Source organism: Rossellomorea pakistanensis (assembly GCF_016908495.1).
Lineage (GTDB): Bacteria > Bacillota > Bacilli > Bacillales > Bacillaceae_B > Rossellomorea > Rossellomorea pakistanensis.
The window spans coordinates 216660-235716 of sequence record NZ_JAFBDZ010000001.1 but is presented as its reverse complement, the minus strand read 5'-3'; the positions used below and the strand labels follow the sequence as shown (position 1 = coordinate 235716).

Below are 19057 nucleotides of genomic sequence, written 5' to 3'. Positions count from 1 at the left end.
AATATACAGCTATTATACTAGAAAGTGAGAGGAGAGAAGGAAAATGTGGGCAATTTGTTTAAATGAATTTAGAGGGCATTTTAAAAGTATCAAGTCACTTATTGTAGTGGCAATGATTTTCGGGATTACTTATCTGTCTGCGGATTTAATGGAAACTGTATCGAGTAAGATTGATATCGGGAGTGTGGGTAATGATGTATATGCGATTGGAACCATCCTGATCGTGTATCTACTAGGTTTCTTTTTCATTACAGGTCTTTCACATGATCAAATTAATCGTGAGGTCACTTCAAGAACAATCCGGTTTCTTGTAACGAAAACTTCTAAAACAAATATTTTACTAGGGAAATACATAGGAATATTGTTTTTTTGGTTATTCTGTATGACGGTTTCTTTCATTCTAATATCATTGGTATCAAAGGATTTTCTCTGGCTAGGATTACTCGACTGTATGACATTTCTATCAGTTGCTTTAGCTCTGAATTTGATTTTCTCGATCATATTACCGAAACCTGCAATATCGATGTTCTTTGGCATCATTTTTGCATTATTATTTCCAGCTTTAAGTGTATGGTCCATTTATACAGATCGATTTTATGTTAGCTGGTTCAAATTTTTCACCCCCTATTATTACTCAAGTTTAGGAGAATTTTATATTTTAATTAACCTTGTCTATGCTGGTTGCTTATTATTGCTGGCCATCTGGTTGTTTAAAAGGAGAGATTTATAATGAATGTCATAGAGGTCAACAACCTTTCGAAGACGTATGGAAAAAATAATGTAGTAAAGAATGTAAATCTAGTCGTCAAAAAAGGAGAAATTTATGGATTCCTTGGGAGAAATGGCGCTGGAAAATCTACCTTTATCAATATGATTACTGGAATTATAAATCCTTCGGCTGGAAGTTTTACTCTACTAAATGAACCAAATCTTCAGAATGTCAAACGGCGTATTGGTGTACTCCCGGACTATTCAACATTTTATGACTCGTTAACGGCTATTGGACATTTAAAATATTTTACAGGAATTCATGGAAGATCGATTTCTACCGCTGAGTGTAAATGGGTATTACAGCGTGTAGGTCTATCTGAACATGCAAATAAAAGAGCGGGGAAATTCTCTTTTGGAATGAAAAAAAAGCTCGGAATTGCCCAAGCTATCGCTCACAACCCAGAATTAATTTTTCTTGATGAGCCTACCTCAGGAATTGATGCAGAGTCTGCTCTCATGATCCAAAAACTCATGCTAGAATTAAAAGAAGCGGGAAAAACGATTTTTATGACATCACATAACTTAAATGAAATTGAAAAGATATGTACTAGATTAGCCATTATGAGAGACGGCGTGATCATAAATGAAGGCACGTTGGATGAATTAAGGGCACATTATTTATCAGCGATTACTGTCCAAATAAAACACTCGCCCTTCTCATCTAAACAAAATGAAGTAATCCCCTTTTTACAATCAATTGGGAAGGAAATAATCACAAAAGATAATAAAACTACACTAACTTTAGACACAGAAGAAAAAATCCCTGTCATTATTAGAGCAATGATGAACTTAAAGATTAATGTTTATCGAATAAATGTAGACGAGCCATCTTTAGAAGAAATCTTTTTAGATCATCGTAACCAAGGTACCGTTACAAAAGAGAACACTTTATCAAACACGATTTCTAAATTGAAAATGTCAATTTAATTATAGACTACCATCATAAAGTAAAATTTAACATGGAAGGAACTAGAATAAATGAAAGCAATATTTAATGGTCTGGTGTTGATTGGAGTTTTAGGCTCAATCGGAAAGTATATGGGCTTCGAGTTTCTCAAAGAAAATTCCTTATGGTTTTTAATTATTTTAGTAGCTGGTCTAGTAGGTAGAGATATATTTGCTAGAACTGGACATAGGGAATCGAACTCTACTAATTAAAAAGGAGGTTGTAACCTAATGGGTTCTGTTTTGGAGTACGAAGATGCAATTTGCATTCCAATATGAAGGAATAAATGCAATGGTTTTAGCAATATGATTTACACAATAAAATGAACCGAAAAAGCTCGGAGGACAAAATCTTTGTACCCTATAGAGTAGACATTTAAAAAGGTCTTCCCTAAAGGGTACTTTATTTGTCATGATGAAGGAATAAAAGCTGGCTGAGCCGAATAAGTCATAGTGATCATGGTTTTGTTGTATTCTCAAAATAAAAGAATGGAGTATTTCATTGAGAATATTTTTTCGTTATGGCCGCCAGTCGAAAATGAAGGTTATTCTATGCGTATGAATGGCTTTTTTCGAAATTGATTGAGGATTATTGTTAGTCACCCAGAAATTTCGAATTACCCTGCCATGTTGGAGAGAATAGAAGCTGGAGAGAAAGGTATGTCCAATATGGAAGGGAGCACTTGGATTTGGTTTTTACCTTTTTAGGACCGATTAATTTATACTATAGTCAGATTTTTTCTTGTCTTTAAACTTTGAAAGATTACACTAAACAGTGAGGGAGATTGGTTGTATGCAAGTTGTAACCAAAATGTTTTTAGAACAACTCGACATGCATTTCCATGAGAATGATTGGTTTGCATCCATGGATCAGGCGCTCCATGGAGTCATCGCAGCTGAGGCAGCATGGACAAGTTCGGGAATCAGCAATTCGATTTGGCAGATTGTCAACCACTTGATATTTTGGAATGAAGACGTAATCCATCGAATTAAGGGCACAGAGAATCCGCATAAGACAGAAGACAATGAAGATACCTTTGGAAATCCGGGGGATCCAGAAGACGAAATTGGGTGGGCCCAGACCGTGCAGCGCCTTAATGAAGTCATGAATAAATTAAAAACGGTCATTGCGAACCTTAACGATGAAATGTTAAAAGCTCCGTATGCAACTAACAGGTACTCTATTGAGCGTTTACTCAGCAATATCATGATGCATGATACGTATCATCTCGGCCAAATTGTTTTGTTGCGAAAGTTGCAATCCTCTTGGGGTGGCGTTGATTGGTCCTAAAGCCCATAATTCAGCGACCTTCCTCGCCCAGTCGTAGAAGCAGTATTGACGGTGTGAAGCCCTTTTTCCTTCTCTATGGTGAAGCTGATGATTTTCCTGCTTTATGGATGGCTAATACGAGTGTGTTAGTCAAATAAATTAGAACGTATTTGCAGAGCGATCTTTGGATATATCATTGTTCAACAGTCGGGCTCTTTTCTTATATAAGAAGGCGTCTTTTTGCATGTACAACATTTAGGGATTGAGTTTTTTTATAAGCTGTAAAAAAAGATTGTGAAGTCCTGTACTTAAAGTAAAGGGGGCTTTTAGGAAGAAGTTCATAAAGATTCAAAAACCCAGAACTAATTAGGTCAGGTTTTTTGACTGTTTAAATACCGTTATTTTTTAAACTGAAGCAAAACGGCAGACAAAATAAGCGAGAAAAAGTAATGAATTTGTTTCATTACAGAAAGTTCTGTTATACAAATTTTGCAATACATTTTGGGGTACATTTCACATTACAAATTAGGTTATAACTCTCTTCTTAAGCTTGATATATTTAATAAAAAAAGGGGACCAAATCTTTACGACTGGATACCCTTTTTCACCCGTTAGTTGTTAGCCTCCTTATTGCATTGTCGAAAAGTATAAAGCTTTCCAATGATATTTTTATGATAAATTATCATGACATCTATTATTAGCACTTACAAATCATCAATACATTCCCATCTGGATCTTTAAAATTGAACCACTGATCATGCTCAATTTCAGTAATGAGCTCTACTTTCTTTTTCTTCATGTGTTTATAGGCATCTTCGATATTATGAGTATTTAAATGAAAGGCAGGGGCTTTGAAAATTTTATCCTTCGAATAAATTTTACTATCTAGAACCATCCCCGTTCCTTTCATTGGAAGAACGTATAAATGTCCAAATAATACCTCTCCATCAACAGGTAAACCTAAAATGTCACAATACCAATCCCGGGCTCTTTCAATATTACTTACTGGAATAAAGACTGTACCAATTTCATTTACGATTGGATTCAACCAAAAACCCCCTCATTATTTTATTCTCCTTAAATTATAATGAACATTCAGAAAAATATAAACATTCCATGTTCATTTTTACTACTATTTTTTGTTTCGATCTCTTATTTCCTCTAATAATTTTATTACTCTATCATTTTGCTTTTGTATAGATTTTAATTTAATCTCGATGATCGTTGTTGTACAAAATAAAATAATAAGAATGGCTATTTCAACCATGATTCCCCTCCTATGTCATCTAAATGGGACCATATTACTCTTAACGAATTATTTATAAGCGTATGTGTAAGTCTAAATAAATGCATCAGGTAAGTCCATATGGTATTTTTAAATTGATTCACCTCGATAAAGTTAAAAAGGAGCGAATTTCAGAATGAGAGACAAAGAAATACTAAAGCAAGAGATTCTAGATGCTTATCATTCCAGACATGCAACGAAGCAATTTGATCCAGATAGAAAAGTAACAGCCGAAGATTTCCAGTTTATCATGGAAACAGGTCGTTTATCTCCTAGTTCTTTTGGTTTTGAACCTTGGAGATTTGTTGTCATTGAAAATCCTGATTTGAGAGAGAAAATTAAAAACACTGCTTGGGGTACATACGGTAAACTTCCAGGGGCAAGTCATTTTGTCGTTTTATTAGCTCGTACAAAAGTGGATACTAAATTTGATTCAGATTATTTACAAAACCATTTTAAGAATATAAAACACTTACCTGAAGACCATATGGCCAAGTATTTAGAAAGAATAGAAGAGTTTCAAAAAGTTGATTTCAATCTTTTAGAAGATGATCGAAGCCTTTTTGATTGGGCTTCGAAACAAACCTACATTGCCTTAGGAAATATGATGACCGCTGCAGCACAAATTGGGATCGATTCTTGTCCAATTGAAGGCTTTGACATTCAAAAAATGAATCAATTACTTGATGAAGAAGGACTTTTAGAAAACGGTCATTTTGGCATTTCAGTAATGGTTGCATTTGGCTATCGAGTAAATGAACCCGCCCCGAAATCGAGGAGACCTTTTGAAGATATCGTTCAGTGGGTAAAATAAGAGGAGAAAAAGGGACTTGAGAGGTCCCTTTTCGACTTATATTTTGATCTTTAGAAATTATTTGAGTGCTCTCAAAAAGGGTCTGGAACTTCTATGAGCTTTCCTCTATAGAAGATTTTGAGGGTGTCAATTATAAATTAAAGTGATGGTTCCTGTTACCTTGGTTTTGAAACACCCCGCTCCGCTTTTTACCTGCAACAAATAAAGAAATCAGCCCATTTAAGATGAGTAACAATATGATCAACCTAATAATCCAGGCAAGGTCAGGTGCATATATACTAATCGAATACCAAGGAGTACCAAGGCTTTTTACTAGAATTGGGACGATGACAATCGATAATAAAATCGAAAACACTCCCCATACCTTCAATATTCCTCTAAGTTTCAAGTGATCCCTAAACTGTTTTCTTTTGTAAATAACAATTCCTAAAGGACAAACCAGCAATGCTGCGACTCCCAATGTGATCAGTCGAAGTATAGGTATATGGTTGGGCAGTTCCTCTGGTTCCTCCCCATTTAAAATGTTAATGATTCCAAATTTAAGATAAGAAAGATACTCTTCTTCTAATACATGATTTTTATTCGTAAGAATCACACCACTCCAGCCGCTATCAGGAAGATAAAAAATTTCCGACCGTGAATCAGGGGTAGAGCCATTATGCCAGATCATATCCTCTTTCTTTGGCTCAGAAAATCTCCAACCAAAACCATAATATACATTGTCTTTAGTTTCAAAAAGTGGAGAAAAATATTCTTGAAAGTGATCTTTCTTTAGAAAATGATTTCCGTTAATAAATTTCAAATAGTGGATCATATCGTTCGTATTGGCAGCCATATATCCATAGGGTGATCCACCATTATCATAAGAAATATTACTTTTGACTGGATACCCAAACCAACTTTGATATCCAGATTCTAGACCCATCTCCTTTGCAGATTTATGGTCTGCTACTGAATGGCTCATACCCAATGGTAGAAATATCTGTTGTTCCATATATTCAGAGAAAGACTGACCTGAAACTTCTTCAATAAGAGCACCTAGGATTAAATAATTTGCCCCACTATATTGATGTTTCTTTCCTGGAACTGAAGTTAACTTTGTATTAGAAAGCTTTTTTACGTTTAATTTAATACTATCTTCATTTTTCGAACCTTTATCTGAAAGTAATAATCCTGAATACGAACTTAACCCGCTTGTTTGAGCTAATAAGTGTTTCACTTTTATCTTCGAGTCATTTTCATCTTTAAGTGAAAACCATGGGAGATGTGATTGAACTGGATCTTCAAGCTTGATTTTCTCTTCTTCTATCAATTTCATAATCGCAAGCCCAGTTAATGACTTACTAATCGAGCCCAACAAGAACGGTGTTTCAGCAGTAACCTGCTCCCCGGATTCACCCGTTACACCCCATGCATTTGTATAGAAGACTTCACCTTCATGGAGGATGGCTGCTGATAATCCTGGAACCCGATATTTTTCTATATACTGTTCAATATACTTTTCTAAGTTGGCTTTTACATCTGAGGTAGCAGACAAAGAGGATGTTGGGTAAGATAAAAAAATCAACACTAAACATATGATGAATAATAGAATTCGAATGAAATGTAAGTTTTTCGTCATTTTTAACTTCTCACTAAGGCCTTATTTTTTCGGTAGAACATAATGGCGATCGTGATGATGATTGAAATAGATAAACTCATTAGAATAAGTAATGAATTCCACCATGTATTTTCAGCGATTCTATATAGAATATTATAGTCGAAAGTAGTTCCAATTCGTTTTGGATTAAATGATTGTGTAAGAAACATTGAAAACATTAATTGGGATAAGAAATAAGTACAAACAAATGAAATGAACAGTATAAGTTTAAACTTAATTTTTCCTTTGTACTGTAAATGGTTAGTATCAGAAGAGATGATATTTCCCCCCTGAATTTCTAAATAATCACTGATAAAAGTTGATATATCACCCAAATTAGTTAAACTATCTTCTCCATTCTCCCTACTTTCCTGAATGTGTTCAATTATTTGATTTTTAATATTCCTTCTTTCCCTTGAATTGATTTGGTACTTTTTTAATTCACTTAGTACTTCATTTAAATACTCTCTCTCACCAGTACTCAAATTAAGTTTCATTTTTCTATTCCCCTTTTTGATTGGTTTCTAGCAGAGATTTTATATCGTTTTGTAATTCCAGCCATTCAACAATTTTCTTTTCAAGAAACCGTTTCCCTTTTTCGTTGATTTTATAATATACCCTCACTTTCCCGCTTTCTGTCATTTCCCGATACGTATTTACCCACTCTTGATCCTTTAACTTTGTCAAAATTGGATATATACTCCCTACTCCTTTCAACTTTAAATTATGTGTCTCTAACTCCTTCATAATTTCGTAACCATAGCTCTTCTTTTTTGACAAAATCGACAATACACACATTTCTAAGTGGCCTTTTATTAAACTTGTTCTATCCATAGAATAAACTTAACAGAAATATATATTGGAATCAAGTATATGTTTTTAAAAAATATAAAAAAGACACTTCCTATTTTGAAGTGTCTTTCATTAAAATTTACATTTTACTTTTAGCCTGTAATTTACTTATGAACTTTTTTATTAACACTCCTAATATCAATAGGAATAACGCAAAAGAAATGATACATTTCACTACTGGTTCGGGCTCTATATTATAGGAATAAATAAACATATCCATTTGATAAATTTCTTTAGGGTCACTAATGCTTACTGGTGTAAAAACTAGATACTTTTTCCAATTTGGGTCATGGGGTAAATAACTAGCCGTCCATGTAGCAAAAAAGAAATTGATAAAAAAATAAAAAAAACAAAAGAATGAAAAAACTAGTTGAAACTTTGTATTTTTAATAAATTTCATTTATAACACCATCACCCCCCAATAAAATTGATGATGTTTAATCAAATTTATTTTTCCTCAATTTAAACACCATAAAATCAGCACATCGAAAATCTTCTCTAAATGAAGGATGGTTTACAAGAATTTCTTCAGACGGCTTCGGTTCTACTAACCTTTCTAATATAAACCCTGTCTCTGTTAATGCTTCTATATAGCTTGTTAACGTTCTATGGAAATATAGAATTTTCTCCTCTTGATCTACAGGAATCGCTTGTTCGTAGGTTCCTTCATAAAAATAGTTATCTACCTTCCAATACAATTTTTCTCCTGTATCGGTTTTCACCCATCCACTGTTCGGAGTAATAAAGCAAGGATGCAAAATGGAGAATATGAAAGCACCTTCATCCTTTAATAATCGATGCATCTCTTTGAATGCTTGTCTGTAATTAGCTAAATCTTGGATGACCATATTTGAAATAATGATGTCAAAACTACGATTTGGAAGGAAATCAAGGCTTTCGCAATTTCCATGATGATAATGTATATCCAATTCTGAATTTGTGTTTCTTTTAGCAATCGTTAGCATTTGTTTTGAGTAATCGACAGCTGCAACGGATCCTCCTTGATTAGCGATCATTCTACTTAAATAACCATTCCCACAACCTGCATCTAAGATCTTTTTATTGTCCACTGCGCCCATTAAATCGAATAGGGTTGGATTTAGAAATACCTCTCGATGCAGATCCCCTTGTTCATCGAATCCTTCTGAGAACTTTTCAGCATGCCGATCCCATCTTCTAATTGCCGCTTCTGTACCAACGTCTTTATCCATTTTATAACCTCTCCCGAATAAAAAAGTAAAGAAACACTAAATTTTAAATAGTGATATTGATCATTGTTCGTATCTAACAAAGCTTCTTTCCGACTTGATGGTAAATCTAAATATTCAATTTCACTAGAAAACTGAGATTCCGTAAAATCGATCCTATTCTCGTCGATGATATTATAAAAGTGCTAGGCGTCACAAACTCGAGTCTTGACAATTACACCGCCAAATAAATCATTCACTACCAATGCCGGAAAACCACATTGCCCTTTTGCAGGATTTTTAATGGTCCATTTTGAACTTGAATTTATGGACCATGCTTTCTCGAAAATCCTCTTTAACTCTGTAACCATATTTTTGTAACTTTTGTTAAGCATAGGACCCCACCCTGTCTAAAATAAGTACTTATGTTCTAACCATTCTTCAATGTTGACATCTCCTTGAACGGATAATAACCGATATAGGTAACGATAAGGTAGTCGACATTTCGTTAAGTCCGGAAGATCAAGAACTTTTTCATAGCCTTTTTGGAATTCTGCTGCAGATTTCTCATCAAGCACATATTCTAACGCAATGAAATCCAATTCTCTTGGTGCTACAGCATAACCCTCTGTATCCACCAAGCCCGTGATAACTTCACCATTTGATAGAAACTGAGTGGGGTCCATATCAACCAAGACATAGCTAGTATAATCCAGTGGTGGTAGTGTAATGATTCTATCAATCATCTCATCAAGTTTAAGTAGTATAGAAGAATGGTTACGATAATAACGATCAACTATATCTTGAATTCCAGTTATGAAATGATGATGAAAATCCTCTTTCTTTATCTGAAGACATGCCGATGGATTTCCGATATAGTTTTTCTTTTGATTATGAATTTCGGCTAGTCCTTTCCCTAAACTTTGGAGAACAGAACTTTGTTGGTTTGTAAACGATTGAACAATCTGTCCGTTAAGTTTTTCAACGACTACGAATTCTCTTCCTTTTTTTCCTTTTCCAATTATTCTTGGTATAGGGATAGAGCTAATCCCATTTAATTGATTATTTACCTTTTCTAAGTTATAAACTTTTCTAGGGTCTATACCAAATAACCTTCTACACCCCCACCAGAAGTCGTTATTAGGTTCGTCTCTCATTCGAGAACTTCTTACAATGACTTCTTGACTTTCCGTCTCCACAAGCCAAACATCACTTGCATGATCTTCATAGCCTGGATTTAGTTCCTGAATTGTTACTATTGGTTCATTAAATAAAAATTGTAAGTCCATCCTTCACCTGCTTTCCCGATTATAAGCTCTAAAAATAATCGTAGTTCCACTAAAGTAGGATTAACCAATTGTGTTTTCAAATCCCAACTTCATTTAACAGGGTTACTTCATTAGGGTCCGTTGTTTTACGATCTGGCAACCCTTCTATAACGGCTTCCCTTATTGTCACTTTTTCACCACCCATTGAAGCTACACTCTCAATGGGTGTTCCAAACAATTTTTCAAGATCATTTTCTAGTCCTTTTTTCTTTGTTAGGATTTTCAACCTCTTTATAAATGTACGATCTTCTAATTCTATTACATCTGTATGTGTTTGAAGTTCAATTAAAAACCCATAAGGAGTGGTAATAAAAGTTCTTCTTTCAGTTATTTTCACTCCCCAATTAAGAGCTTGAGCATTTAGACATACTTGGTCGTGTTCCTCTTTCGATAGCAAAAATCCAATATGGTCAAATTTTACTCGTTTTCCCATTCCAAATGTAATATTCACCAAGCCTTTTTTCATTTCAATAATACGAAACAGAATCACTTTACTCCTAAAGTCATCCCAGTCAAGTGGTGGATTGAACGATTGGAACTCACCTTTGTATTTTCCTAGTCTTTGATGGACTTTAAAGCCTTGTTTTTTATAAAACTTTTCCGTTTCTTCTAGATACGGTGTCCAATAATGATAGTGAAAAAGCAAATAAATCCCCCCTCATATTGTTTAAGGATATTATACTGCTTACATTAAGAATGACATGCTCCAATTTCATGATATATTATGTGGCTATTGGCCGAGTGTAATGCCAGCATGTTGGATGATATCCATGTAATGCTAATTGAGGTATACTAAGGAAAATGAATAATAAAGGAGTCCTTAATATTGAGTAGATACCTGTTCGTCTTTTTCACTGGAAACATTTTACTTGTAATAGGAATCTATTTTTCTACCATAAATGTCGTCGTTGGTACATTGATGGGTATTCTAGGAGGCATGCTTATGGGAGGAAGTTCAATATTTCTTCCATCAAGTAAGCGAATACAAAATTCAAAAACATAAAAAATAATTAGCTTTCGTTAATTTTTTATTCCCCTGTCTAGTCTATTTTTTTAATGAATAAGACTCGATCACCATTTTCCCCATCATAATTTGAATGGACGGAAACCCCATTTACCAATGTATCCCCTTTGATAATTTCAAAACCCATTTTTTGATGGAAAGCAATCGAGCCTTTATTAATGGGAGATGTTACACAGCGAATAATGGTTCGCTTTTTCTTCTTCATCATCACTGAAAATTCATGGTATAAGTTGTTTGCAATATTTTTATTCCTATAATCGGGATCAACCCCCACAAAATGGATATACCCTTCTTGTCGGTGTGATTGAGATAAAAATCCGATTAAGAACCCTGTAATTTCTCCATTCTTTTCAGCAATAAAACTAGTATCCTGGAAATGGGTGAAAAATAGTCTAGGAAGCATATCAGACATCTGTCTTCCACCCCACCATTCGTTAATTAGTGGAGAAATAAGGTCATAATCTGAATCTTTAACAGTTCTGATTTTCATATATGTTACCCTCCTTCATTCTTAGAATCTTCTAATCATGTTTTTCCATTGTAATAAATCTTATTTCAAAAAACCTCTTCATTCCCTTGAGAAACCTATTTGAAATGTGAAATTTCATTTTATAAACCCACTACACATTATACCATGTTTTTCCTAATTCTATTTGAAATGGTAAATATATTGAGATATTGGGAGGATGATGAAATAATAAAAATGAATATTCTAACAAAGGGGATTTTCATATGATAAGCATTCGATTTCTTAATCCATTCGATCATTAGACGACATGCATCCGTGGCCCGCCAGTTATAAATTTCATCTAAAATTTATAACTCTGGAGGGAAACGATATGAATAAACAACTATGGATTTTATTAATAGGGAGAATCCTAACAAACTTTGCTGATAGTTTGTATATGATCGCGACAGTATGGTATGTAAAAATATTGACTGATTCAGCATTCCTCGTAGGGATGACAAGTGCGATTGCCATATTACCCGTTACTGTTCAGTTCCTTTATGGCCCCATTATTGATCGGTTTTCAAAACGAAAAATTTTATATACAGCCATGTTTGGACAAGCGTTTTTTGTTGGGATCATTTCAATTATGTATTTCAATGAACTATTGTGGCTGCCACTCCTATTTGTATTAATGTTTTTAGCTCTTTCTTTTTCAGAAGCTACATACCCAACGGAAAGTGCGCTCATTGAACATCTAGCATCTCGTGAAAAGTTAACAAAGGTAAACTCACTCTTTGCCTTTTCTTATCAAACACTAGATATTATCTGTGATGCTATCTCCGGGATCCTGATTATCTTTGTTGGATTAGGAGTAATCTATTTATCTACTAGTTTCTTACTTCTTTTCGCAGGCTTAATGTTTTTCTTCTACTTAAAGGTTCCAAAATCTAAAAAAGAAGTGGAAGCAGGGACTTCTTCATACTTTGAACAATATAAAAAAGATTTTGTACAGGGATTTCAAATGGTAAGGAAACAAAAATTGTTATTACAGATTTTATTCGGGGTAATGGCGATCAATGTGATGGCAACGATGGGATTAGCTATGCTGCCTGTCATCTCATCCAATTCTACAGAGTATGGATCTTGGTTAACCTCAATTTCTGTTGGGACGTTAATCGGAACACTTATCTCAAGTAAACTAGAAAAATTCCCGCTAAATCGGGTAATGCCTTCAGTCTCATTATTCTCGGGTCTGTTTTGGTTTTTATCTATAGCATTTATAGACAGGCTTTTTATTCCTTACGTATTTTTTAGCTTAGCCTGGTTAGGAATAGGGATTTTAGGTATTTATATTCAAACATTGATACAGGTGAATTTACCGAAGGAATACCTAGGCATCGGATTCGCCTTTCTATCTTCCTTGTTAGGTTCATTAAGTCCAATAGGATATTTCACCGGTGGACTTTTAGGTGAAATTACTTCAGAGATTGTTGTTTTATTATTGGCAAGCACAGGATATATAGGATTTGCTATTTATTTCTTCCTACATCCTAAGTTAAAAAATCAGTTAAATACTAGTTTTGGTCATGACTAGATAAAGAGACTGCCCTGGGTATTCACTCTTTATCTTTTGAAAGCTTTATAAGCTAATTCAATAGTTAAAAATACTACTATTTTTAGGAGGATGTTAAAATATATAAATATACAGAGCTTAAGGAGAGTTTGCATGAATTATAAACTTGATCATATTGGAATTGCTGTACGTCATTTAGATGATAGTATACAGTTTTATGAAAACGTATTAAGAGGTACACTTCTAGATCGATACAAGAGCGAAGCAAAAGGTGTAGAAAGTGAAATCGCCATTTTAGAGGTTAGCGGAAATAGAATTGAATTACTCGCACCAACAAACAATACCACCTCCCCGATTGCTCGATTTATTAAACAGAAAGGAAAAGGTGTTCATCATATTGCTTACAATGTCAATGATCTCGATAAAGCTTTAAAAGACTTAGAAAGTAAGGGAATTCGAACATTGAAGGATACTTTACGTATAAACAAACACGGAAGAAGATTGATATACTTAAATCCAGCTGATACGGATGGCACGATACTAGAGTATTGTGATTATCCAGATAAAAACTAATGTAACTTGAGAATATCATCAATATAAAGAAGAGCCTGTTATGGTAAAGCTACCAATAACAGACTCTTTTTTATTCTAATCCAAAATAAAGTTTCGCAAGTTCCTTAAAACGGTCGTTGTCAACCTTGTCTTTCTTCAATTCGCCGTCAACCCACTCTGTAAATGTCGTGTCTGTTAACGTCTTATTCCCTTTGGCTGTTAGTTGAGTCACCAATGGATTTTTGTTAAATGGAGATTCTTCATTTTCGATAAGAATTTTTTGTATTTCATTAAACTCAGAAACTTCTTGTACTGGTTGTTTTGAATCAAAGGTATAGCCAATTCTCCAATCTTGATCTTTATGTTTTATTTTCATTTCAAGTATATAGTCCCCATGTTTATTATTCATTCTTGAAACACGAAATTCACCATTATTAGAAGTAATGGTCCTTCCATTTAAAGGAACAGGTCTTAATGGCAAGTTACCACCAAAGCCGGTATCAACTAAAAAGGTTTCGTTTTCATGGTTTAAAAGGATGGCAACATGGGTTCTCCCTAAAGTGAGCCAATCTTCGGCTTCGTGATTGAAGATGACACCACGAACTAAGTTCACGTTAAATCCATTTGCTTCTAGAAAAAAATAAAGAATGGAATTAAGTTCATAGCAAAGCCCGCCTTCATTTTTCATGAGCATCTTATTAACTAAATTTCCTTTTGTAATATCGGTTGTTCGATTTTCAATGATGCATAGATTTTCGAATGGGATGGTTTTAGCTGTCTTCTCAAGCACTGTATCTAAATGTTCAAAAGTGATTCTTCCTTTTTTAGAAATGCCTACTCGTTTCCGAAACAATTCATTCAATTCATCCATAGTTATTCCTCCCCGCTATGTCCACTTTATTTCCGACGCTTCATTTATTTTACTGGAAGGTCATTCTTTTTAGCACAATCAAATGACTGAACAAACATACAACTTTAGAAGGATTCATTTTTAATTAACTGCTTTAATTTCTCTGTCATCTGTATCACTAACTCAGTTCATCCATGAAATTGTGCTGATGTATTCCTACTGTTTCCATCCATTTCACTTTTATAAGAGTGTGATGGGTATTATCATTTCGATCTTAATCTGTTCTTCCAGGAGTTACTATACGTGCAACGGCAGGTTATAGTGCTATTTCTGAACTAGTTAGTGCTACTTTAAATGATTAACTGTTCATATTTCCAAAATAATTTCTCTGGGGTGTCCTTTTCTATAAAAGTAATGATATATATGGTTTTATAATCTAAGTCGGAAAATGTCACTTTGTGGTTATGTGTCCACTCTATTTTTCCTAATTTGTTTAACAGATGCTGTTCATCCGTATGAGGTTCTCTCATAATCCTCTCTCTTCCTAGAACCTCTCCATTTCTATTTTTGATTTCGAAATATACATCTATATAAGATACTTCTTGTTCACAGACAATACTGCTAGAATATTTTCTGTTAGGACTCCTCTTATTCGAATAAACCCACTTATTTTCAAAGTTAAGAGCTATTATTTTTTGATAGATGTCCTTAAAAATACTTATATCCCAATTTAGTTCCTCTGCTACTTGTTCCAAAGGCTTTTGCATCATCTTCAGTGTATATTCTTTTTTCCTCTGATCAGTAGGCAATGAGAGAAACTCTCTCATATCAATCTCTGTGATCACAGATTTATAGTCAAAAGTAATAAACAATCCGGAGTCTAATTTATCTAGTATGTCAAAACTTGATACACAATTAATCATGATCCCCTTGAATTCATCTGTTTTAAAATTAGGGAGTAAACGACTGTACAATGAAGCAATACACCTTGTTTCACTATAAAAGATTGAATTAGCCTGTCCATCCTCTGGAAAAAAAAATTCAATATTTCTTATAAGCGGCATAAGTACCTCCAAGGAGCCAGTTTTTTACAAGCATTTATTCAGAGAAATCCTGTTATAACTATGAACATAGTAATTTACCAGCATTGTTGCAGCTGCTGTTTTTTTACATTATCATTCTCTTCCAATAACTCCAAGCGTGAATGTATTCCTCAAAATCCTCTGGATGATGCCGTAAACAGGTTGCTAATCTCATAAAGAGCACGATCAATATTTCTTCATATAGCACTCTCCCGCTATATGCTCCGACCTTCATAGCAGGTATTACAGAATCAATGGTCTCTTTCGTTAATTCATTCGGTGATGGAACAAAATGCATATAGTAAATCATAAAGCGGCTCACCTAATACCGGTGTAGGGTCAATTACCCCAGACAAGCTTCCACCTTTAAAAACAAAATTATGTACACCACAGTCACCGTGCAATAAAAATGGTCCTTTAGACGGGATTCTATTCGAGCTCTCAGCTAATCTTTGAACAAGTTTCATGTCTTCAATATCTAAATGCTCTTCTAGAGTTGTCTCTGACTCTAAAATACCTTTCAATAAGAAATCTTGCCATGAAACTGATAAATCGTCTTTCCATCCCCACCCGTTAGTACTAGCTACACTTTGATAATGATTAATTAGATTCTTCACTACTAAATTGAGCATATCCCTTTTATTTTTTCGACTATAAGTAGTGGCCCCTGGTAGAAACTCATAAACAATGTATTGATATGCAGGGTCTACAAATATAAGTAACGGTAGTAATGGAACATTTTTAATAAAATTGAAGAAATGTGGTTTCTGTCTCAAGGACGATTGGTTTATTTATTTTTATTACATATTTATGATTTACAAGATATAGTCGACTCGTCGTACCACCAGATAATGGTTCATAGTCAAATGTAACTTGATCTACAATTCCTATGTCTTTTAAATTTTTTATGATTTTATTTATATCCTTCCCCATAACCGCTCCCACTAAAAAAATCACTAGACATTTTATTAATTTCATGAAAAAACACATCAATTTCATATTTAAATAATCCTTCTTCTTCTAAAAAAGGGTAATGGTTGCTGTGGTGAAAAGTAATAAGTTTAGAGTTTGGAATTCCTTCATTCATCTCCATTGAGTATGGTAATGGACATTGGACATCATATTTCCCACAAATGATTAAGGTTCGAGCTGTAATTAGGCTCAGCTTACGTGTTAAATCAAAAATGGGAAGCTCACGATTAAAATAATTCAATCGTATGCCAGACATTTTTTTATGTATTGGTTTATTAAAATAATCTTCATATTTGTCTGGTTGATGAAGAGAAAGTTTGGTTCGTTGTCTAGAAAGAGTTTTTCTATTATCCTCTGATAAATCATGTCGCTTTAATTCTTCAATAAGTCCTTGCATTTGCTGATAATTAGAATGCTCAGGATTATAAATGCACTCATTAGAAAATGTCCAGTACTCTCGAGCTGCGGCACCAACAAGGACAAGTGCTTTTAGACTTTCTGAAAAATAGATCCCATATAGAACACCCAGCATACCTCCGGTTGAGTGTCCTGCAAAGCTCCACTGTGTATATCCTAAAGATTCTCTAATGGCTTCTAAATCAAACACTGTTTCAAGCATGCTTAGTTGATAAGTCTCTGTGGCTCTTTCAGAATTCCCCGCTTCTCTTAAGTTTACTAAATGAACTCTATGTGTTTCTGTAAAGGAGTCTGCAAAATAATCTCCTGATGGATTAAACTCTGAGTAAAGATGTGTCACACAAAGTGGTTCTCCAATTCCTTTAGTAAAGACTTCGAACTCTCCTCTTGAAGTTCGAATGAGGTTCCTGCTCCATTGTGTGTGATCCATAGTTGAAATCTCCTTTTTCTTTCTAATCATTAAGGTATATAATTCGCATATACTTTTTTAATAAAGGGGGTTCTATCTCGATTTATTTCCTATACCCTAAATTAGCCATCCGTAGTCACACTAGAAATTCTATTTACTTATCAAGAATATTTTACCATTCAATACATTTCAAAAGGAATTAAAATTTCAAAAAAAAATCTCCTTGTGTAAGGAGTTTAGTTAATCTTGGTTTTCATAGCATTATTCAGATTCTGTATCGATTTTTCCTCTCTAACTACTCAACAAATACAACTCAAATTTTCTCTAACTTTTTCAACTCGTTTCATCCCGACCATAGTGGAAAGGATCCCTTTTGTATTAACAATTTTAACCAAATAGTCCTTTACATCATATCCTTCTTCAATGATTTTCCCTAAGTTGAATGGAGCACTTGTTGTTACATAAACACCTAATTTTTCAGCTGCCTCCATTAGAGTATATTAACTCCCACCAACCCATTGATTTTTCAGTAATATTGAATTTTGTTGCATTCTATTTAAAGGGAATTGGATAAATTTGAAATGATGACTCTCTCCACCTATTGATTTCGCCATCTCTACTACTTTTTCAAGTGAAATATATCCAGATTGATTGGGTTGAATAAGGAATGCCTTCCAAGTTGCTAAACCATAAAATCGGATGACTCCTTTTTCAACTTGTTCTTCAAAAAACTGAAATAGTTTAGATAGTTGACTATAAAACATTTTGTTCCCCAGTACCATCATTGATATCTCAGGATTATGGAGATAATAAATATCAATCATGTTTAAATTAAGATGTTTTCTGCTTTCATTTATTGCAAATCGAAAGTAATCGGGAGTTAGAATATGACGATGATGGTCAACAATGGTTATATCGGATTCATGAATGATTCTATTCTTCAATAAACTTATTTTATATGGAAGAACAAGGGAAAGACAGTCTGAATTTCAGATTGAATTCATGATATAATGAAATTAAGGCAATCAAACTTGCTTACCCGATATCATATATGTCATCATCTTAAAAGAAAATTTCTGTGAATCTTCATTATAATGTTTGGAAAAAGGATCACAAAAGCCATGTTGACCGCAAAGTTTATGTATCCTTATATTTTTCGACTTCAGTTTTAAAATTAATTCGTCAACATCAAAGGATGGCTCGCTTTCTGGGAAAAATAATAGTGTAGGACATTTTGGTACTACCTTTATATAATCACGAATTCTTGATCCATAATATCCAATAACTCCATCTATCCGTTTCTCTTCACTACATAGCCAAGCAATCGTTGCCCCGACACTATAACCAATGACATATATCTGTTCATAGCGATCTGTAAAGTCATCAATTAAATTCTTTATGATCTTTGCCCCATTTTGAAATCCAATATTGTTATTAAAGTAGTGATAGGCCATTTCCTCTTGTGAATAATCAAAAACTAATTCTTTCCCCAACAAATTAGGACAAACTATATCAAACTGTTGATTTGATAATTGATTACATACATTTTTTATATGATCATTTATTCCATAAATTTCATGGATAACGATGATAACAGTAGTTGAATGGCTGTCTATGAAAATCATTTCTTTTCCTC

General features: G+C 33.9%; 27 protein-coding genes and 1 pseudogene. 8 read left to right on the top strand and 20 right to left on the bottom strand.

The window, feature by feature from the left end; genetic code table 11:
- Positions 1-43 precede the first annotated feature (43 nt).
- The 4 genes from JOC86_RS01195 (at position 44) to JOC86_RS01180 (ending at position 3007) form a co-directional block, all read left to right on the top strand.
- On the top strand, positions 44-730 hold the full coding sequence (locus JOC86_RS01195) for an ABC transporter permease (RefSeq protein WP_205167957.1): 687 nt from the start codon (positions 44-46) through the stop codon (positions 728-730).
- Complete coding sequence (locus tag JOC86_RS01190) at positions 730-1698, top strand: ABC transporter ATP-binding protein (RefSeq protein WP_205167956.1); 969 nt, start codon at positions 730-732, stop codon at positions 1696-1698. The genes JOC86_RS01195 and JOC86_RS01190 overlap by 1 nt, the downstream gene beginning before the upstream one ends.
- 51 nt (positions 1699-1749) lie before the next feature.
- The gene (locus JOC86_RS01185; protein ID WP_205167955.1) at positions 1750-1929 is read left to right on the top strand and encodes a hypothetical protein; all 180 of its coding nucleotides are present in this window, start codon (positions 1750-1752) and stop codon (positions 1927-1929) included.
- 619 nt (positions 1930-2548) lie between these two features.
- On the top strand, positions 2549-3007 hold the full coding sequence (locus JOC86_RS01180) for a DinB family protein (protein ID WP_239587335.1): 459 nt from the start codon (positions 2549-2551) through the stop codon (positions 3005-3007).
- 676 nt (positions 3008-3683) lie between these two features.
- Here the strand turns inward: JOC86_RS01180 and JOC86_RS01175 are convergent.
- Complete coding sequence (locus JOC86_RS01175; protein ID WP_205167953.1) at positions 3684-4034, bottom strand: VOC family protein; 351 nt, start codon at positions 4032-4034, stop codon at positions 3684-3686.
- 84 nt (positions 4035-4118) lie between these two features.
- A complete protein-coding gene (locus JOC86_RS24885; protein ID WP_275583354.1) occupies positions 4119-4253 on the bottom strand; it encodes a hypothetical protein in 135 nt (44 codons plus the stop codon).
- Positions 4254-4407: 154 nt separating this feature from the next.
- Here JOC86_RS24885 and JOC86_RS01170 point away from each other — a divergent pair, with 154 nt between their 5' ends.
- Complete coding sequence (locus JOC86_RS01170; RefSeq protein WP_205167952.1) at positions 4408-5085, top strand: NAD(P)H-dependent oxidoreductase; 678 nt, start codon at positions 4408-4410, stop codon at positions 5083-5085.
- Between the two features lie 130 nt (positions 5086-5215).
- Here JOC86_RS01170 and JOC86_RS01165 read toward each other — a convergent pair whose 3' ends face one another.
- The 8 genes and pseudogenes from JOC86_RS01165 to JOC86_RS01130 form a co-directional block, all read right to left on the bottom strand.
- Positions 5216-6622, bottom strand: a complete 1407-nt coding sequence (locus tag JOC86_RS01165; protein WP_239587334.1) for a serine hydrolase domain-containing protein — start codon at positions 6620-6622, stop codon at positions 5216-5218.
- Positions 6623-6708: 86 nt separating this feature from the next.
- The gene (locus JOC86_RS01160) at positions 6709-7221 is read right to left on the bottom strand and encodes a hypothetical protein (protein WP_205167950.1); all 513 of its coding nucleotides are present in this window, start codon (positions 7219-7221) and stop codon (positions 6709-6711) included.
- Between the two features lie 4 nt (positions 7222-7225).
- Entirely contained in the window at positions 7226-7558 is a 333-nt protein-coding gene (locus JOC86_RS01155) for a PadR family transcriptional regulator (protein ID WP_205167949.1), read from the bottom strand.
- A gap of 97 nt (positions 7559-7655) precedes the next feature.
- Positions 7656-7976 (bottom strand): DUF4306 domain-containing protein, encoded by a 321-nt coding sequence (locus JOC86_RS25250; RefSeq protein ID WP_205167948.1) that lies wholly within the window; start codon positions 7974-7976, stop codon positions 7656-7658.
- 37 nt (positions 7977-8013) lie between these two features.
- On the bottom strand, positions 8014-8787 hold the full coding sequence (locus JOC86_RS01145) for a class I SAM-dependent methyltransferase (protein WP_205167947.1): 774 nt from the start codon (positions 8785-8787) through the stop codon (positions 8014-8016).
- Between the two features lie 35 nt (positions 8788-8822).
- A pseudogene (locus JOC86_RS01140) lies at positions 8823-9158 on the bottom strand (YunG family protein); the annotation flags it as partial.
- Positions 9159-9173: 15 nt separating this feature from the next.
- Positions 9174-10052 (bottom strand): hypothetical protein, encoded by an 879-nt coding sequence (locus JOC86_RS01135; RefSeq protein ID WP_205167946.1) that lies wholly within the window; start codon positions 10050-10052, stop codon positions 9174-9176.
- 76 nt (positions 10053-10128) lie between these two features.
- Positions 10129-10737 carry a hypothetical protein gene (locus JOC86_RS01130; protein WP_205167945.1) on the bottom strand — a complete coding sequence of 203 codons (609 nt, stop codon included), beginning with the start codon at positions 10735-10737 and terminating at the stop codon, positions 10129-10131.
- A 180-nt stretch (positions 10738-10917) separates the two neighbouring features.
- On the opposite strand from JOC86_RS01130, the gene JOC86_RS01125 reads away from it, so the two are divergent.
- Positions 10918-11094 carry a hypothetical protein gene (locus JOC86_RS01125; RefSeq protein ID WP_205167944.1) on the top strand — a complete coding sequence of 59 codons (177 nt, stop codon included), beginning with the start codon at positions 10918-10920 and terminating at the stop codon, positions 11092-11094.
- A 37-nt stretch (positions 11095-11131) separates the two neighbouring features.
- Here JOC86_RS01125 and JOC86_RS01120 read toward each other — a convergent pair whose 3' ends face one another.
- Complete coding sequence (locus JOC86_RS01120) at positions 11132-11605, bottom strand: GNAT family N-acetyltransferase (RefSeq protein WP_205167943.1); 474 nt, start codon at positions 11603-11605, stop codon at positions 11132-11134.
- Between the two features lie 349 nt (positions 11606-11954).
- Between JOC86_RS01120 and JOC86_RS01115 the strand changes: the two genes are divergently transcribed.
- Together JOC86_RS01115 and JOC86_RS01110 are read left to right on the top strand one after the other, a co-directional pair.
- A complete protein-coding gene (locus JOC86_RS01115) occupies positions 11955-13160 on the top strand; it encodes an MFS transporter (RefSeq protein WP_205167942.1) in 1206 nt (401 codons plus the stop codon).
- A 132-nt stretch (positions 13161-13292) separates the two neighbouring features.
- A complete protein-coding gene (locus JOC86_RS01110; RefSeq protein WP_205167941.1) occupies positions 13293-13712 on the top strand; it encodes a VOC family protein in 420 nt (139 codons plus the stop codon).
- 70 nt (positions 13713-13782) lie between these two features.
- On the opposite strand, the gene JOC86_RS01105 is transcribed toward JOC86_RS01110, so the two are convergent.
- From JOC86_RS01105 to JOC86_RS01065, 9 genes are all read right to left on the bottom strand, one after another.
- Positions 13783-14562: an arylamine N-acetyltransferase family protein gene (locus tag JOC86_RS01105; RefSeq protein ID WP_205167940.1), complete on the bottom strand. Its 780-nt coding sequence runs from the start codon at positions 14560-14562 to the stop codon at positions 13783-13785.
- Between the two features lie 329 nt (positions 14563-14891).
- Positions 14892-15605 carry a hypothetical protein gene (locus JOC86_RS01100; protein WP_205167939.1) on the bottom strand — a complete coding sequence of 238 codons (714 nt, stop codon included), beginning with the start codon at positions 15603-15605 and terminating at the stop codon, positions 14892-14894.
- A 103-nt stretch (positions 15606-15708) separates the two neighbouring features.
- Positions 15709-15933, bottom strand: a complete 225-nt coding sequence (locus JOC86_RS01095) for a hypothetical protein (protein ID WP_205167938.1) — start codon at positions 15931-15933, stop codon at positions 15709-15711.
- Positions 15896-16240, bottom strand: coding sequence for a phosphotransferase (locus tag JOC86_RS25130; RefSeq protein ID WP_205167937.1), 345 nt, complete (start codon positions 16238-16240; stop codon positions 15896-15898). Before JOC86_RS25130 ends, JOC86_RS01095 begins: the two co-directional genes overlap by 38 nt.
- 124 nt (positions 16241-16364) lie before the next feature.
- Positions 16365-16556, bottom strand: coding sequence for a hypothetical protein (locus JOC86_RS01085; RefSeq protein ID WP_205167936.1), 192 nt, complete (start codon positions 16554-16556; stop codon positions 16365-16367).
- The gene (locus JOC86_RS01080; protein WP_205167935.1) at positions 16537-17442 is read right to left on the bottom strand and encodes an alpha/beta fold hydrolase; all 906 of its coding nucleotides are present in this window, start codon (positions 17440-17442) and stop codon (positions 16537-16539) included. The genes JOC86_RS01085 and JOC86_RS01080 overlap by 20 nt, the downstream gene beginning before the upstream one ends.
- A gap of 278 nt (positions 17443-17720) precedes the next feature.
- Positions 17721-17912, bottom strand: a complete 192-nt coding sequence (locus tag JOC86_RS01075; RefSeq protein ID WP_205167934.1) for a hypothetical protein — start codon at positions 17910-17912, stop codon at positions 17721-17723.
- A 9-nt stretch (positions 17913-17921) separates the two neighbouring features.
- Complete coding sequence (locus tag JOC86_RS01070; protein ID WP_205167933.1) at positions 17922-18365, bottom strand: aldo/keto reductase; 444 nt, start codon at positions 18363-18365, stop codon at positions 17922-17924.
- Between the two features lie 81 nt (positions 18366-18446).
- Positions 18447-19046: a dienelactone hydrolase family protein gene (locus JOC86_RS01065; RefSeq protein WP_205167932.1), complete on the bottom strand. Its 600-nt coding sequence runs from the start codon at positions 19044-19046 to the stop codon at positions 18447-18449.
- Positions 19047-19057: the final 11 nt, after the last annotated feature.

Coding starts and splice junctions, on each gene's coding strand:
- JOC86_RS01110 (WP_205167941.1), top strand. CDS start 13,293: ATGAATTATAAACTTGATCATATTGGAATTGCTGTACGTCATTTAGAT.
- JOC86_RS01080 (WP_205167935.1), bottom strand. CDS start 17,442: ATGGATCACACACAATGGAGCAGGAACCTCATTCGAACTTCAAGAGGA.
- JOC86_RS24885 (WP_275583354.1), bottom strand. CDS start 4,253: ATGGTTGAAATAGCCATTCTTATTATTTTATTTTGTACAACAACGATC.
- JOC86_RS01185 (WP_205167955.1), top strand. CDS start 1,750: ATGAAAGCAATATTTAATGGTCTGGTGTTGATTGGAGTTTTAGGCTCA.
- JOC86_RS01065 (WP_205167932.1), bottom strand. CDS start 19,046: ATGATTTTCATAGACAGCCATTCAACTACTGTTATCATCGTTATCCAT.
- JOC86_RS01120 (WP_205167943.1), bottom strand. CDS start 11,605: ATGAAAATCAGAACTGTTAAAGATTCAGATTATGACCTTATTTCTCCA.
- JOC86_RS01190 (WP_205167956.1), top strand. CDS start 730: ATGAATGTCATAGAGGTCAACAACCTTTCGAAGACGTATGGAAAAAAT.
- JOC86_RS01105 (WP_205167940.1), bottom strand. CDS start 14,562: ATGGATGAATTGAATGAATTGTTTCGGAAACGAGTAGGCATTTCTAAA.
- JOC86_RS01095 (WP_205167938.1), bottom strand. CDS start 15,933: ATGATTTACTATATGCATTTTGTTCCATCACCGAATGAATTAACGAAA.
- JOC86_RS01075 (WP_205167934.1), bottom strand. CDS start 17,912: ATGGAGGCAGCTGAAAAATTAGGTGTTTATGTAACAACAAGTGCTCCA.
- JOC86_RS01135 (WP_205167946.1), bottom strand. CDS start 10,052: ATGGACTTACAATTTTTATTTAATGAACCAATAGTAACAATTCAGGAA.
- JOC86_RS01155 (WP_205167949.1), bottom strand. CDS start 7,558: ATGGATAGAACAAGTTTAATAAAAGGCCACTTAGAAATGTGTGTATTG.
- JOC86_RS01160 (WP_205167950.1), bottom strand. CDS start 7,221: ATGAAACTTAATTTGAGTACTGGTGAGAGAGAGTATTTAAATGAAGTA.
- JOC86_RS25250 (WP_205167948.1), bottom strand. CDS start 7,976: ATGAAATTTATTAAAAATACAAAGTTTCAACTAGTTTTTTCATTCTTT.
- JOC86_RS01085 (WP_205167936.1), bottom strand. CDS start 16,556: ATGGGGAAGGATATAAATAAAATCATAAAAAATTTAAAAGACATAGGA.
- JOC86_RS01195 (WP_205167957.1), top strand. CDS start 44: ATGTGGGCAATTTGTTTAAATGAATTTAGAGGGCATTTTAAAAGTATC.
- JOC86_RS01180 (WP_239587335.1), top strand. CDS start 2,549: ATGCATTTCCATGAGAATGATTGGTTTGCATCCATGGATCAGGCGCTC.
- JOC86_RS01145 (WP_205167947.1), bottom strand. CDS start 8,787: ATGGATAAAGACGTTGGTACAGAAGCGGCAATTAGAAGATGGGATCGG.
- JOC86_RS01170 (WP_205167952.1), top strand. CDS start 4,408: ATGAGAGACAAAGAAATACTAAAGCAAGAGATTCTAGATGCTTATCAT.
- JOC86_RS01100 (WP_205167939.1), bottom strand. CDS start 15,605: ATGCCGCTTATAAGAAATATTGAATTTTTTTTTCCAGAGGATGGACAG.
- JOC86_RS01115 (WP_205167942.1), top strand. CDS start 11,955: ATGAATAAACAACTATGGATTTTATTAATAGGGAGAATCCTAACAAAC.